The sequence below is a fragment of the Pseudomonas sp. B16120 genome (genome assembly GCF_044218845.1).
Lineage (GTDB): Bacteria > Pseudomonadota > Gammaproteobacteria > Pseudomonadales > Pseudomonadaceae > Aquipseudomonas > Aquipseudomonas paracarnis.
Genome location: NZ_CP162588.1, coordinates 4,375,057 through 4,389,139 on the forward strand (window position 1 = coordinate 4,375,057; position 14,083 = coordinate 4,389,139).

Below are 14,083 nucleotides of genomic sequence, written 5' to 3' on the forward strand. Positions count from 1 at the left end.
CCATTTGGAACTCCATGCGCTTGCCAAACCACAGCGCGGTGCAACGCCAGTCTCTGCCATTGATAAACACATCCTCTCCCCCGCCATCGGGCTTGATCAACCAATCGCCTCTGAGCCAGACGTAATACCTGACCGTACCCGTAGCCACCTTCACAACCGCTCTCCCTGCATCTCGTTACTACATACGCGCAGTGCATGGTGGGTAATAAAACAGCGGGCAGCGCCCGTTGGCTACTGTCAGAGTTGACAGGTAGACGCGGGCTTTCAATGGGTGATAGGCATGGCAACGTTGCGGGTCATGCATCCGCTGATTTTTTGCGTTTGCGCGGTTTGCGCTGCTTGGCAGGCGCTTGCGGGATTTCAGCACATGTGACATTCATCGATTGGACGGCAACCTCGTTGCCATCGCGATCCCGCACAATAAAGCCGATGCCTTTGACCGCATCGAACCACCTGACCGTACCCCTATCCATCACCGCCTCCCGAGCCGCGCATGGCTGCGCGCCTCATCGCTGTATCAAACAGTGAAGGCGGCGTAATGGCTACTGTCAAAGTTGACAGGTAAGACCGGGTTTGAATCCTGATGAAGTCATCATGATAGGTACTTCGACGCCTGCGAAAACGCTATCGGGCCTAGGGATAAAGATTTTGTGGAACCGGTACGACATTTTTTGTCACTCAACTCGCTGAGCGATCAGCTCTTTAAAATCACCCTTCCCTAGGGTGGATAACCGATTAAAAAATAGCGGCGAAACCATGGACTTAAATTTAAACGCATTAAACACCTTTTTTCGCTTTGCCTCCTCAGAGGCTGAAACGGTTGAATCAGGGCCCCCTAAAGCTGAGTACGTTTGGGCGCCAGCGCCGTCGACGGGCGAAACTAAACTGGTACCAGATCTGAAAAAAACGCTATTCGAGATTTTAGGCAATGAAGTGGATTCACCCGCAGCGTTCGATAAGTTGATCGAAAAACTCAAGGTGATGCCGCAAAAAGATCTGAAAGCCTATCTACAGCGTTTTGAATCAGCCCTGTCACCTGAACGATTCAAACGCCTGCAGGACGATCTTAATTTGGTAAGAGGAGGCTGGACATCTGACCCGCGCGGGATTCCAGGTGATGGTGGCAGCAATTCCCAAAACGTCGACATGAGCCTTTACCCCGCGGGCGAGGTCATCAGTGACAAGCCCCTGATGAAGGCGGACAGCTTCTATCACTATCATCCTGGTGGGTCTGAACCCGGAAAAAAGCCAGAAAATATCTATAGTGGTTTCAGCCAAGGTTATGAAGATAACTGTGTAATTACTTCCTGGATCAAGGCAGGGATGGCGCTGTTTGGTCAAAAGGATGTCTTTGAAGCGGTAAAGGAAGTCGCTCAGGGTTATTTTGTGACCATGCGCGACGGTTTCAAACTGTACCTGTCAAAAGGCGAGTTACAGTTGGCAGCCCGCAATTCAGGGTATAAAGGCGATGATCCGGTGATGCTCACCGACGCTAACTTTATGTTCGCAGTGGCTGCCAAGCGAGCACAACTGGTAAATAGCTATGATCGTGTTGGACAGAGCTACGCTAATGGCGTGAAAAGCCTTAACGATGGAGCTTCTCCCTGGGAAGGGTATGAACTCCTTGGGTTAAAGGATCACATTAAACCCGGCCGCGATAGTAACGCGAAGTTGAAGGAGCTGGAAACTCCGGGTGAAATCGGGGTTGCCAGCGCTCCAGGCCACAATTTTTTGGTAGTGGATGGCCGGCAAGAGCTCTTTGGAACCCGTGGCGGTAAACCAGACCCTACACTTGTAGAGCAGGTGTACGTGCTGCAATTATCGAAAGTCGAAGCACCCCAAAGCGATACTCCCGAGCGACTTAAATAACTACGGTTTACCACAGCCGCGGCGCATTGAGCCTCAGGAATCCCGACGCAAATCCGGCGGAATCGGCAAATCCTTGAGCGGATCAGGCCGCTTGCCCTTGCCGGCGCGGTATTGGCGGATTTGGTAAACGTAGGCCAGTACCTGTGCAACGGCCAGGTACAAGCCGGCCGGGATTTCCTGGTCGAGGTCGGTGGAATAGAAAATCGAGCGCGCCAACGCCGGCGATTCCAGCAACAAAATGTCGTTGGCCACGGCGATTTCGCGGATTTTCAACGCAGTAAAATCACTGCCCTTGGCCAGCAGCATCGGTGCGCCACCCTTCTCCGGGTCGTATTTGAGGGCCACGGCGTAGTGGGTCGGGTTGGTGATGATCACATCGGCGTCGGGCACCGAGGCCATCATCTTGCGCTGGGACATTTCCCGCTGCAGTTGGCGGATGCGTTGCTTGACCTCGGGGCGGCCTTCCTGGTCCTTGTGCTCGTCGCGCACTTCCTGCTTGGTCATCAGCAGTTTCTTGTGGCTTTCCCACAGTTGGATCGGCGCATCCACGGCGGCGATCAGGATCAGCCCGAGGGCCATCCACAGTGCGCTCCAGCCCACCACCTGCACGCTGTGGATGATCGCCGATTCCAGCGGTTCATGGGCAATGCGCAGCAAGTCGTCGATGTCGGATGACAACACCGCCAACGCCACGAACAGAATCAGGAAAAACTTGGCCAGGGCCTTGAGCAATTCAATCAGGGCCTTGGCAGAGAACATGCGCTTGAGCCCCGCACCCGGGTTCATGCGGCTGAACTTGGGCGCCATGCTGCCCGCGGCAAACAACCAGCCGCCGAGGGCGACCGGGCCGATCAGCGCGGCCAGCAGCAAAGTGATCAAGATCGGCTGCACCGCCAACAGGGCGATTTTGCCTGAGTGCAGCAGGTACTGGGCCATGGCGTCGGGGTTGAGCAGCACTTCGCGGGGCAAGCTGAAGTTGTGCTTCATCATCTCCAGCAGGTCCAGCGCCAGGCCTCCCCCGTAGATCAACAAGGCCCCGGCACCGGCGATCATGGTGGCGAACGTGTTGAGCTCTTTGGAGCGTGCGATCTCGCCCTTTTCCCGGGAGTCCTTTTTACGTTTCTCCGTGGGGTCTTCTGTTTTGTCCTGACCACTCTCGCTCTCGGCCATGGCTCAGCGCGCCCGTGCCAGGTCACGTAAGAACTGCAAGGCATCGGTGGCCAGCGGTTGATACTGATTGAGAATGTCAGCCAGGCCGACCCAGAAAATCCCCATACCCAACACCAGGGTCAGCGGGAAACCAATCGAGAAGATGTTCAGTTGCGGCGCCGCGCGGGTCATCACGCCGAACGCGATATTGACCACCAGCAGCGCCGTGATCGCCGGCAACACCAGCAACAGCGCCGCGCCCAGCACCCAACCGAGGCGCCCCACCAGTTCCCAGAAGTGGTTGACCACCAAGCCTGCGCCCACCGGCAAGGTGGTGAAACTCTCGGTCAGCACCTCGAACGCCACCAGGTGACCGTTCATGGCCAGGAATAGCAAGGTCACCAGCATGGTCAGAAACTGCCCGATCACCGCCGCCGACACGCCGTTGGTGGGGTCCACCATTGAAGCGAAGCCCATACCCATCTGGATCGAGATGATTTGCCCGGCCACCACGAAAGCCTGGAAGAACAGGGTCAGGGAAAACCCCAGCATGGCGCCGATCAGAATCTGTTCGGCAATCAGCAACAAGGCGCTAAGGTCCAGTGCGTTCACCGGCGGCATCGGCGGCAGGCCCGGCACGATCACCACGGTGATTGCCACAGCGAAATACAGGCGCACACGACGCGGTACCAGCGTGGTGCCGAACACCGGCATGGCCATCAACATCGCCGTGACGCGAAACAGCGGCAGGATGAACGAGGCCACCCAGGTACTGATCTGGGTGTCGGTCAAGGCCAGCAAGGATTGCATCGGCTCAGCCGATCAACTGCGGAATACTGCCGTACAACTGCAGGATGTATTCCATGAAGGTTTGCACCAGCCACGGGCCGGCGACGATCAGGGTCACCAGCATCACCAGCAAGCGCGGCAGAAAGCTCAGGGTTTGTTCGTTGATCTGGGTGGCCGCCTGGAACATCGCCACCAGCAGGCCCACCAACAGACTGGGCACCACCAGCACGGCGACCATCAGGGTGGTCAGCCACAGCGCTTCACGGAACAGGTCAACGGCGACTTCTGGCGTCATAGCGCTATACCCCTCCGAAACTGCCGGCCAGGGTGCCGATAATCAGCGCCCAGCCGTCCACCAGCACAAACAGCATGATCTTGAACGGCAGCGAGATGATCAACGGTGACAGCATCATCATACCCATGGCCATCAACACGCTCGCCACCACCAGGTCGATGATCAGGAACGGGATGAAGATCATGAAGCCAATCTGGAACGCGGTCTTCAGTTCGGAGGTGACGAACGCCGGCACCAGAATAGTCAGCGGCGCCTGGTCCGGGGTAGCGATGTCGGTGCGCTTGGACAGACGCATGAACAGCTCAAGGTCGCTGGAGCGGGTTTGCGACAGCATGAAGTCCTTGATCGGGCCCTGAGCCTTGTCGATGGCATCCTGGGCTGTGAGCTTTTCCGCCAGATAAGGTTGCAGGGCTTGCTGGTTCACCTTGTCGAACACCGGCGCCATGATGAACAGCGTCAAAAACAGCGCCATGCCGGTGAGGATCTGGTTCGATGGCGTCTGCTGCAGGCCCAGGGCCTGGCGCAGGATCGAGAAGACGATGATGATCCGCGTAAAGCTGGTCATCAGCATGACGAACGCCGGGATAAAACTCAGCGCCGTCATGATCAGCAGGATCTGCAGGCTGACCGAATATTCCTGCGCGCCCGCCGCGTTGGTGCCCAGGGTGATCGCCGGGATCGACAACGGGTCGGCGCCCAGGGCCATCGGTGCGGCCAGCAACAGCATGAGCGTCAACAAAACGCGCATTACTTCTTATCCTTCTGATCCTTGCCCAGCAACTCCATCAGGCGCTGGGCGAATTCTGGCGTGGCGGCTTCGGTCTTGACCGCGTCCACCGGGGTCTTGAGTACATGCAGCGGGGTGATGCGGCCGGGGGTGATGCCGAGCAGGATCTGCTCCTCGCCCACCTGCACCAGCACCAGCCGATCACGCGGGCCGAGGGCGCGCGAGCCCACCAGCTCGATCACTTGGCCGTTGCCCGGGCCGATGCGCTGCACGCGGCGCATCAACCAGGCCAGCACGAAGATCAGGCCAATCACCAGCAACAGGCCCAGCACCAGTTGCGTCAACTGCCCACTGACACTGCCGACCGCTGGCGCCGCAGCCACCTGCGCCACCGGCTCCGCCGCCAGGGCGCTCAATGGCAGCGCCAGCAACAGTCCCGCCATCGAGTACTTCATCTCAGCGCAACTTCTTGATGCGTTCACTCGGGCTGATCACGTCGGTCAGGCGGATGCCGAACTTCTCGTTGACCACCACCACCTCGCCATGGGCAATCAGGGTGCCGTTGACCAGCACGTCCAACGGCTCGCCGGCCAAGCGGTCCAGCTCGATCACCGAGCCCTGGTTGAGCTGCAACAGGTTGCGGATGTTGATTTCGGTGCTGCCCACTTCCATGGAAATCGACACCGGGATGTCGAGGATCACATCCAGGTTCGGGCCGTCGAGGCTCACCGGGTCGTTGTTCTTCGGCACGCTGCCGAATTCTTCCATGGCCAGACGGTTGCCGGCCGGCGCGGTAGCGGCGTCGGCGGCCAGCAGCGCGTCGATGTCGTCCTGGCCAACATCGCCGGTTTCTTCCAGGGCCGCAGCCCACTCGTCAGCCAGGGCCTGGTCTTCGGCGGAAGTGTTTTCGTGTTCGGTAGCCATTACATGTCCTCGGCGCAGCAAACAATCATGAATTGGGGTTGAATCAGCGGCGGTTGATCGGCTCAACCACTTGCAGCGCCAGGTTGCCCTTGTGGGAACCGAGCTTGACCTTGAATGACGGCACGCCGTTGGCGCGCATGATCAACTCTTCCGGCAAGTCGACGGGGATGATGTCCCCAGGCGCCATGTGCAAAATATCGCGCAGGCGCAACTGACGGCGGGCCACGGTGGCGCTCAACGGCACGTCGACGTCCAGCAGGTCTTCGCGCAGGGCCTTGACCCAGCGTTCGTCCTGGTCGTCGAGGTCGGACTGGAAGCCGGCGTCGAGCATTTCGCGCACCGGCTCGATCATCGAGTACGGCATGGTCACGTGCAGGTCGCCGCCACCGCCATCGAGTTCGATGTGGAAGGTCGACACCACAATGGCCTCGCTCGGCCCGACGATGTTGGCCATGGCCGGGTTCACTTCCGAGTTGATGTACTCGAAGTTGACTTCCATGATCGCCTGCCAGGCTTCCTTCAAGTCGATGAAGGCCTGCTCCAGCACCATGCGTACCACGCGCAGTTCGGTGGGGGTGAATTCACGCCCTTCGATCTTGGCGTGACGGCCGTCGCCGCCGAAGAAGTTGTCCACCAGCTTGAACACCAGCTTGGCGTCGAGGATGAACAGCGCAGTGCCGCGCAACGGCTTGATCTTGACCAGGTTGAGGCTGGTGGGCACGTACAGCGAGTGTACGTATTCACCGAACTTCATCACCTGCACACCGCCCACGGCCACGTCCGCCGAGCGGCGCAGCATGTTGAACATGCTGATGCGGGTGTAGCGGGCAAAGCGTTCGTTGATCATCTCCAGGGTCGGCATGCGTCCCCGCACGATGCGATCCTGGCTGGTCAGGTCATAACTTTTGACGCTGCCGGGTTCGGCAGCCATTTCGGTCTGTACCAGACCATCGTCCACGCCATGCAACAGCGCATCGATTTCATCCTGGGACAGCAGGTCTTGCACGGCCATGTCGTGATCCTACTGCAATACGAAGTTAGTGAAGAGCGCCTGCTCGACCACAACTTTGCCGAGTTCTTTCTGGGCCACTTCCTGCACGCTGGCAGTGACCTTCTGGCGCAGCATTTCCTGGCCGACTGGCGTGGCCAGGCTGTCGAAGCTCTGCCCGGAGAACAGCATCACCAGGTTGTTGCGGATCACCGGCATATGCACCTTGAGGGCATCGAGGTCCGCCTGGTTGCGCGCCAGCAAGGTGATGCTCACCTGCAGGTAGCGTTGACGACCATTCTGGTTGTAGTTGGCGACAAAGGCCGGAAGCATCTGTTCGAAGATTGCCGGTTGCTTGACGTTCGTGGCGGCTTCGGCGGCGGGCGCCGGTTTGCTCGCACTGCTGTGCATGATGTACCAGGTGCCGCCCACCGACGCACCGATGGCCAGAAGCAGGCCCAGCACAATCATCAGGATCAGCTTGAGCTTGCCTTTGCCTGCGGGGGGAGTTGCTGCGTCGTCGCTCTTCGCCATGCCAATAATCCGTCACTATTCGGGGATTCGTAGATCTATGGCAAGGCAAGAGCAAGTGTTATGCCAGAGTTGGCTGGCAGGCGCAGGAAGATGATCGTTCCCACGCTCTGCGTGGGAATGCATCCTGTGACGCTACGCGTCACCGTGCGCAACGGTCGAAAACATCGCCGACTTCGGGACGCGGAGCGTCCGGGGTGGCATTCCCACGCAGAGCGTGGGAACGATCAGCCAGCTCCCACACTGACCGGGTTTGAGCAGGAAGTCAGGCGTAGTAGTCGACGGCGCTGGAGCCGATCACGCTCTGGCTCACGGGCGCTACCACTTCGGCCACGTCCACAGGGCCACCGGCGTCGCCGCTGTCAGCACGCCTGCCGCTGCCACTGACGCCCCGCGCCTGGCCCTGGTGTTGCTGCTGCTCCTGGCCCCGCGACTGGTCGGACACGTTCACATCCACCTGCCCCATGCCCTGCTGGGCAAACATCTCGCGCAAACGGCCGGACTGGCTTTCCAGGGCTTCACGCACCACCGCATGGCCGCTCATGAAGTTGACTTGGGCTTGCTGGTCCGCCGTCATATTGACCTTGATATCCAGGCGCCCCAGTTCAGCGGGCTGCAACTGGATCTCGGCCGACTTGAGGTTGGCGCTGGACAGGTACATCACGCGGTTGACCACCTCTTCGGTCCAGCCGCTCTGATGCATGGCAAGCGGCGCGTTGGCAACCGGCGGCAAGGCGTTGGCGGTTTTGGGCGTGGCGGCCTGGGTCAGCGCGGCGAGGCGGTTGGCGAAGTCGTCCACGCGGGTGTCGCTGCTGGCGTTCTTGAGGTCCTTGAGGCCGTCATCGATCAGCGCGCCGAAGGCCTTGTCGCCCCCCTGGTCGGTGCTGTCCTTGGTGGCTTGCTGGTCGACCATGTTGGCCAGGCCGGCGGCAAAGCTCTGCGCGGCGGTCGGCTGGTCCTGGGGGGTGGGCGCGGCTTTCTGCGGCGCCTGGCTGCTGGCCGAGACGTGACCGCCCTGCTCCATCGCCAGACGCACGGCCGGCATCGAATCCAGCGGGTCGGCCTCAGGGTCGAAGGCCGGCTGCTTGGGCTCCTCGGTCACAGCAATGAGCGGCTGGGCCTGGTCATCTTCGGCCGTAACGGCAGGCGCTTGTACGGACACAGGGGCTGCCACGGGCGTCACGGCGGCGACCAGCGCCGGGTCGGCCACCGGTTGCTGCGCCAGGGACGGGTCGGCAGGTGGCTCGCCTTCACTGTCAGCGTGGTCGTCGCTCTTGGCCGGCTTGGCAGGCAAGGGATTGCCGCTATCGGCAACCGCTGGCGCGCTGGCGGCAGGTTTATCGTCGCCGGCGGCCGGTTTGGCGCTGGGATCAGAAGCCTTGTCGCGCACGGGTTTGGCTGGCGCATCGTCGCTCTTGGCCTGCGGCTTGGCAGCTTGCTTGGCAAACACTTGAGCGAAGCCAGCGCCCTTGTCCCGCGGGGCCGCAGGCGCTACCGCAGGCGTGGCGGCCGGCGCTTGAGGCTTGGCCGCAGCAGCAGCCTGAAGAAGCGAATTGGGGGCGACTGGCATAAGTAAGGGTCTCCACTGCATGGGGTCGGGGATGCAGTCTATGGAGGTAGAGCAAGAGTCGGGCCAAGTCAGGCCGATAAAATATCAAACCCCAGAAAACCGCTCCCGCTCATGCTCATAAAGCGGCCGAACCAGCGCAAACTCACGATCAATCTGATCCACCAACGCCCCCAAGTCGGAAGCAGACTTGAAGGACTCGGTCTCCAACCGCTCACACAACGTTGCCAAGCGCAGCGCCCCCAAGTTGCCACTGCTGCCCTTGAAGCTGTGTGCGATACGCCCCAACGTCTTGGCGTCGTCCCGCGCCTTGCGCAGCGCTTGCACGCGCTCTTCAGAGTCATGCAGAAAGGTGTCCAGCAGCGTGGGGTATTCGCTTTCCATGACTTCCTGCAAACCCGACAACACCTCGGGGTCCATATGAATCTCAGCCACTTGCTCGCTCCTTGATCAAGAATCGGCGGATTATGCCAGAGCCGCCCAACAAAACTCCACGCAGACAGTGCGCCCGCCATCGGACCAGCCTACAGCGCTGCTCAGTTGACGCACCAGGCTCAGGCCCCGACCAGACAGACGGTCGATGTCCACGGGGCGCGCCAGCTCTTGCTCCACATCAAAACCCTGCCCGCTGTCTTCGAGGCGCAAGGTCAGTTTGCCGCCCTTGTCGGTGGGTACCACCTGCACATGCACGCGCACGTAACCGCTGTCCAACTGCGCCAGGCGCTCATGGCGCTGGCGATAATACTGCGCAAACCCCTGGGCATCGCGCTTGAGCCGTGAGTCCAGGCCCAGCACGCCATGCTCCAGCGCGTTGGAATACAACTCGGCCATCACACTGTAAAGCGCCCCGCTCTGCGCACGCAGGCCATGGATCTCCAACAGCAGTTGCAGCAGGTACGGCAACGGGTTGTAGGTCCTGAGCGTCTGGGCGCGGAATTCGAAACTCACCGACCAATCCAGCGGGCACGACCGGCCGCTGTCGGCATACATCGGTTCGGCCGCCCGCAAGGGTTGGCCCGCCTGCAACGTGATCTCGACCATGCTGACGTCATCGCGCGCCTGGCCGCGAAAGGCCGCCAGGGCCTGCTCGATGTCCTCGAACAGGCGGTCGGGCTCGCGGTTGGCGGCGAACACCTGCTGCAAGCGCTCGGCGCCGAACAGTTGATCGTTGGCGTCAGCGGTGTCGAGCACGCCGTCGGAAAGCAAAAACACCCGGTCGCCCAACGCCATGGGCCAGACCTCGGTGCTGTCATCGAACGCCTCTGCCGACAACACCCCCAGGGGCAGGTGCCGCGACATCAATGGCGTGCGCCTGCCCGTGGCGACTTCATGCACATAGCCTTCGGGCATGCCGCCGTTCCACACCTCCACCGCCCGCCGCTGGGCGCTCAGGCACAGCAAGGTGGCGCAGCAGAACATGTCCACCGGCAGGATGCGCTTGAGCTTGGCGTTCATTTCCCGCAGGGTCTGCGTGAGGCCGTAGCCCTTGGCGGTCATGCCGTAGAACACTTCGGCCAGGGGCATGGCGCCGATGGCGGCCGGCAAGCCATGGCCGGTGAAATCACCCAGCATCACATGCATGTCACCCGATGGCGTGTAAGCCGCCAGCAACAAGTCGCCATTGAACAACGCATAAGGCGATTGCAGATAGCGGATATTCGGCGCGGCGTTGATGCAACCGGAATGGGCGACCTTGTCGAACACCGCCTTGGCCGCCCGCTGTTCATGCAGCAGGTGTTCGTGGTGCCTGGCGATCAGGTCACGCTGTTGCAAAACCGTGGCCTGCAGGCGGCGCAGGCGGTCCATGGCGTTGATCTTCGCTGCCAGGATCAAGGGGTTATAGGGCTTGGGCAGAAAGTCATCGCCGCCCGCGTCCAGGCACTGGGCCAGGGCTTCGCTTTCGCGCAGCGACGTGAGGAAGATGATCGGCACCAGCGCCTCCCCCGCCAGTTGCTTGATCTGCCGTGCGGCTTCGAAGCCGTCCATCACCGGCATCAGCGCGTCCATCAACACCAGTTGCGGGCGCTCACGGGCAAACACCTCAATCGCTTCGGCGCCGTTGCTGACAGTCAGCACCTGGTGGCCCTGACGGCGGATGATGCTCGCCAGCAACAGGCGGTCGGCGGCGCTGTCTTCGGCGATCAGGATGGTCAGCGCCTCCAGGACAGGGGCCAGGGCGCTCAATTGATATCGAACAGTTTGTCGAAGTTGGAGATGGCGAGGATCTTGCGCACGTCGGAGTTGCTGTTCGTCACGCGAACTTCGGCGTCATCACCTCCAGCATGATCCCGTAGCAACAGCAGCATGCCGAGGGCTGAACTGTCCATGTAGGTGGCATCCTTGAGGTCGACGATATAAGTCTCGGGCACCTTGTAGAAACGCTCGTAGGCTTCCCGAAACGCCTGGTGGCTGCCGAAATCGAACCGACCCTTGATTGCGATCGTCAACTTCTTCCCGTCCAGGGATACTTCTGACTCGACTGTCATGTGACTGCTTCCTTGTCGTTGCACTAGACACAAGGTGTAGCAGCTGAACCGCATCTGAGCAACACAGTGAATCAACTGTGGGAGCTGGCTTGCCTGCGATGGCGGCGTGTCAGCCACTGAATCTTTAACTGAACCACCGCGTTCGCAGGCAAGCCAGCTCCCACACTGGATTTGTGGTGTCGGTTAGAACTGTTCTGGGCGGGGAAGGCGTTGGGACAATTCATCGAGCAGCTTTTGCTCGCGCTTGTCTTCGATGGCTCGCGCTTCGTCGATGTAGCGCTGCACCAGTTTGCGCAGCCCCTCGACCCGGGCAAACGCCTGTTGCCAGGCCTCGCGCGCTTTGTCGAGGTTGGCCTCGTGCCAGGCCAGGCTCTGGCGTTGCTGACCAACGGCGGTTTCAAGCTGATTGAGAAAGCCCTGGTACCCCATCAGCCACTGGCCGGATACACCCTGGCTGCCGCGCTCGATCCACTGTTGCTGGTACTCGCCCCGAAAGCGCTCCAGGTCGCCCAGCTTGCTTTGGGCCAGGCGCACCTGGCCCTGGAAGTAGCCCAGGCGCTGCACAGCGGCTTTCTCGGCCTTTTCGGCCATGTCCACCACCGGAGCCAGGCGGGCGGCGCGGCTGTTGGCCATGGCTTAGCCGCCCGGCGCCGGGGCGAAGATGGACTGCAAGTGCGACTGGCTCTCGCCCATGGTGATCTTGTCGTTGAGACCCTGGCGCAGGTAGGTCACCAGTTGCGGCTGCAAGGCGATGGCCAGGTCGGTGTCGCGGTCACCACCGGCCACATAGGCGCCGACGCTGATCAGGTCGCGACTTTGCTGGTAACGCGACCACAACTGTTTGAACTGCTGGGCACGGGCCATATGCTCCGGCGTGACCACCGCCGGCATCACCCGGCTGATGGACGCTTCGATGTCGATGGCCGGATAGTGCCCTTCTTCGGCCAGGCGGCGCGACAGCACGATGTGGCCGTCGAGCACACCTCGCGCCGAGTCGGCAATCGGGTCCTGTTGGTCGTCGCCTTCGGACAACACGGTGTAGAACGCGGTGATCGAGCCACCGCCGGCTTCGGCATTACCGGCACGCTCCACCAGCTTGGGCAGCTTGGCGAACACCGATGGCGGGTAACCCTTGGTCGCGGGCGGTTCACCGATGGCCAGGGCGATTTCGCGCTGGGCCTGGGCGAAACGCGTGAGCGAGTCCATCAGCAACAGGACGTTCTTGCCCTTGTCGCGAAAATATTCGGCGATGCGCGTGCAGTACATCGCCGCACGCAGGCGCATCAGCGGTGCATCGTCTGCCGGAGAAGCGACGACAACGGAACGCTTGAGCCCTTCTTCACCGAGGCTGTGCTCGATGAACTCCTTCACTTCGCGGCCCCGCTCGCCGATCAGCCCCACCACGATGATGTCGGCCTCGGTAAAGCGCGTCATCATGCCCAGCAACACCGACTTACCCACGCCAGTACCGGCGAACAGGCCCAGGCGCTGGCCGCGACCGACCGTCAATAAACCGTTGATGCTGCGAATACCCACGTCCAGTGGCACGCTGATGGGGTTGCGCTTGAGCGGATTGATGGTGGGGCCGTCCATCGGCACCCAGTCTTCGGCCTTCATGCCGCCCTTGCCGTCCAGCGCACGGCCGGCCCCGTCGAGTACGCGGCCCAGCATGCTCATGCCCATGGGCAGGCGGCCAGTGTCGGCCAGCGGCACCACGCGGGCGCCGGGGGCAATGCCGGCGAGGCTGCCGACCGGCATCAGAAAAATCTTGCTGCCCGAAAAGCCCATCACCTCGGCTTCGACCTGCACCGGGTGGTAGCTGTCGTCGTTGATCACCAGGCAGCGGCTGCCCATGGCGGCGCGCAGGCCCTCGGCTTCGAGGGTCAGGCCGACCATGCGCAACAGGCGCCCTTCGAGGATCGGCTGGCCGGGCAACTCGGTGGCCTCGGCGTAGCTGCCCAGGCGCTTGGCGAAGCTGGTGCGATCAAGGCGCATCGGTGGCGTCCAGGTCAACGCTCAGGTCCGACTCGGCGGGGTGCAGGGCTTGTTCATGCAGTTGATCGAACAACTTGGCCATGATCTGGCTGATGCGGGTTTCCACCGTTGCATCGATGCGGCTGTGCTCGGTTTCGACACGGCAACCACCGGGCTGCAACGAAGCGTCTTCGACGATGCGCCAGGTTTCTTCATGGCGCTCGCGCAGGGCTTTGACCTGTTCGAAATCCTGGGGGTTGATGTACAGCCGCACATTGCCGACGCCCAGGGGCAGCAGCTTGAGGGCTTCGCGCATCACGCCTTCGATCTGGCTGGAATCGAGCACCAGTTCGCGCTGGATCACCTGGCGCGCGATGTGCTGCACCAGGCCAACCATGGATTTTTCCAGCTGCGAGTCCTGTTCGGCGATAGGGTCGAACAGGTTGCCCATCAGGCGTTCCAGGCTACCCAACTTGGTGGCCAGCGCCGCTTCGGCCTCCTGGCGAACCTTGAGGGTGGTGCTGCGAAAACCGTCTTTTTCCCCCGCCGCGAAGCCTTCGTTGTAGGCCTCCTGACGAATGGTTTCCAGCTCTTCGAGGGTCAGTGGCTGGACTTCATCCAGTGGCACTTCTTCCATCTCTGCCGGAGGTTCTTCAACCGGTTCAGGCTCAGGCTCCGGCACATGGGGGTCGAAACTGGGCAGCGACCAGATGTCGAAACCACCGACATCCCGCGCGCGAATCAGATCGCTGGGCGCCTCATCTTTATTCGACATGCAAGGCGC

General features: G+C 61.3%; 17 protein-coding genes. 1 reads left to right on the top strand and 16 read right to left on the bottom strand.

Annotated elements, in window-relative coordinates; all coding sequences use genetic code 11:
• Positions 1-296 precede the first annotated feature (296 nt).
• A complete protein-coding gene (locus AB4P90_RS20380) occupies positions 297-473 on the bottom strand; it encodes a cold-shock protein (protein WP_020302700.1) in 177 nt (58 codons plus the stop codon).
• Positions 474-756: 283 nt separating this feature from the next.
• Here AB4P90_RS20380 and AB4P90_RS20385 point away from each other — a divergent pair, with 283 nt between their 5' ends.
• Positions 757-1,869, top strand: coding sequence for a hypothetical protein (locus AB4P90_RS20385; protein ID WP_032902455.1), 1,113 nt, complete (start codon positions 757-759; stop codon positions 1,867-1,869).
• 33 nt (positions 1,870-1,902) lie between these two features.
• On the opposite strand, the gene flhB is transcribed toward AB4P90_RS20385, so the two are convergent.
• From flhB to fliH, 15 genes are all read right to left on the bottom strand, one after another.
• On the bottom strand, positions 1,903-3,039 hold the full coding sequence (gene flhB, locus AB4P90_RS20390) for a flagellar biosynthesis protein FlhB (RefSeq protein WP_019818363.1): 1,137 nt from the start codon (positions 3,037-3,039) through the stop codon (positions 1,903-1,905).
• A gap of 3 nt (positions 3,040-3,042) precedes the next feature.
• Complete coding sequence (fliR, locus tag AB4P90_RS20395; RefSeq protein ID WP_005790062.1) at positions 3,043-3,828, bottom strand: flagellar biosynthetic protein FliR; 786 nt, start codon at positions 3,826-3,828, stop codon at positions 3,043-3,045.
• A 4-nt stretch (positions 3,829-3,832) separates the two neighbouring features.
• Positions 3,833-4,102, bottom strand: a complete 270-nt coding sequence (fliQ, locus tag AB4P90_RS20400; protein WP_003192936.1) for a flagellar biosynthesis protein FliQ — start codon at positions 4,100-4,102, stop codon at positions 3,833-3,835.
• Between the two features lie 4 nt (positions 4,103-4,106).
• Positions 4,107-4,850 carry a flagellar type III secretion system pore protein FliP gene (fliP, locus tag AB4P90_RS20405; RefSeq protein ID WP_003192937.1) on the bottom strand — a complete coding sequence of 248 codons (744 nt, stop codon included), beginning with the start codon at positions 4,848-4,850 and terminating at the stop codon, positions 4,107-4,109.
• Entirely contained in the window at positions 4,850-5,284 is a 435-nt protein-coding gene (gene fliO / locus AB4P90_RS20410) for a flagellar biosynthetic protein FliO (RefSeq protein WP_019818369.1), read from the bottom strand. The genes fliP and fliO overlap by 1 nt, the downstream gene beginning before the upstream one ends.
• A 1-nt stretch (position 5,285) precedes the next feature.
• On the bottom strand, positions 5,286-5,753 hold the full coding sequence (fliN, locus tag AB4P90_RS20415) for a flagellar motor switch protein FliN (protein ID WP_003192941.1): 468 nt from the start codon (positions 5,751-5,753) through the stop codon (positions 5,286-5,288).
• Positions 5,754-5,796: 43 nt separating this feature from the next.
• Positions 5,797-6,765: a flagellar motor switch protein FliM gene (fliM, locus tag AB4P90_RS20420; RefSeq protein WP_014719344.1), complete on the bottom strand. Its 969-nt coding sequence runs from the start codon at positions 6,763-6,765 to the stop codon at positions 5,797-5,799.
• Between the two features lie 9 nt (positions 6,766-6,774).
• Positions 6,775-7,275, bottom strand: coding sequence for a flagellar basal body-associated protein FliL (gene fliL, locus AB4P90_RS20425; protein WP_014719345.1), 501 nt, complete (start codon positions 7,273-7,275; stop codon positions 6,775-6,777).
• 262 nt (positions 7,276-7,537) lie between these two features.
• Positions 7,538-8,842: a flagellar hook-length control protein FliK gene (locus tag AB4P90_RS20430; RefSeq protein WP_395605337.1), complete on the bottom strand. Its 1,305-nt coding sequence runs from the start codon at positions 8,840-8,842 to the stop codon at positions 7,538-7,540.
• An 84-nt stretch (positions 8,843-8,926) separates the two neighbouring features.
• Entirely contained in the window at positions 8,927-9,274 is a 348-nt protein-coding gene (locus AB4P90_RS20435; protein WP_014719347.1) for an Hpt domain-containing protein, read from the bottom strand.
• A gap of 30 nt (positions 9,275-9,304) precedes the next feature.
• Positions 9,305-11,023, bottom strand: coding sequence for a fused response regulator/phosphatase (locus AB4P90_RS20440; protein WP_058410279.1), 1,719 nt, complete (start codon positions 11,021-11,023; stop codon positions 9,305-9,307).
• A complete protein-coding gene (locus AB4P90_RS20445; protein ID WP_014719349.1) occupies positions 11,020-11,325 on the bottom strand; it encodes an STAS domain-containing protein in 306 nt (101 codons plus the stop codon). The genes AB4P90_RS20440 and AB4P90_RS20445 overlap by 4 nt, the downstream gene beginning before the upstream one ends.
• A 183-nt stretch (positions 11,326-11,508) precedes the next feature.
• Positions 11,509-11,958 carry a flagellar export protein FliJ gene (gene fliJ / locus AB4P90_RS20450; RefSeq protein WP_003192954.1) on the bottom strand — a complete coding sequence of 150 codons (450 nt, stop codon included), beginning with the start codon at positions 11,956-11,958 and terminating at the stop codon, positions 11,509-11,511.
• Positions 11,959-11,961: 3 nt separating this feature from the next.
• A complete protein-coding gene (fliI, locus tag AB4P90_RS20455) occupies positions 11,962-13,320 on the bottom strand; it encodes a flagellar protein export ATPase FliI (RefSeq protein ID WP_003192955.1) in 1,359 nt (452 codons plus the stop codon).
• Entirely contained in the window at positions 13,310-14,074 is a 765-nt protein-coding gene (gene fliH, locus AB4P90_RS20460; protein ID WP_395605338.1) for a flagellar assembly protein FliH, read from the bottom strand. The genes fliI and fliH overlap by 11 nt, the downstream gene beginning before the upstream one ends.
• Between the last annotated feature and the right edge of the window lie 9 nt (positions 14,075-14,083).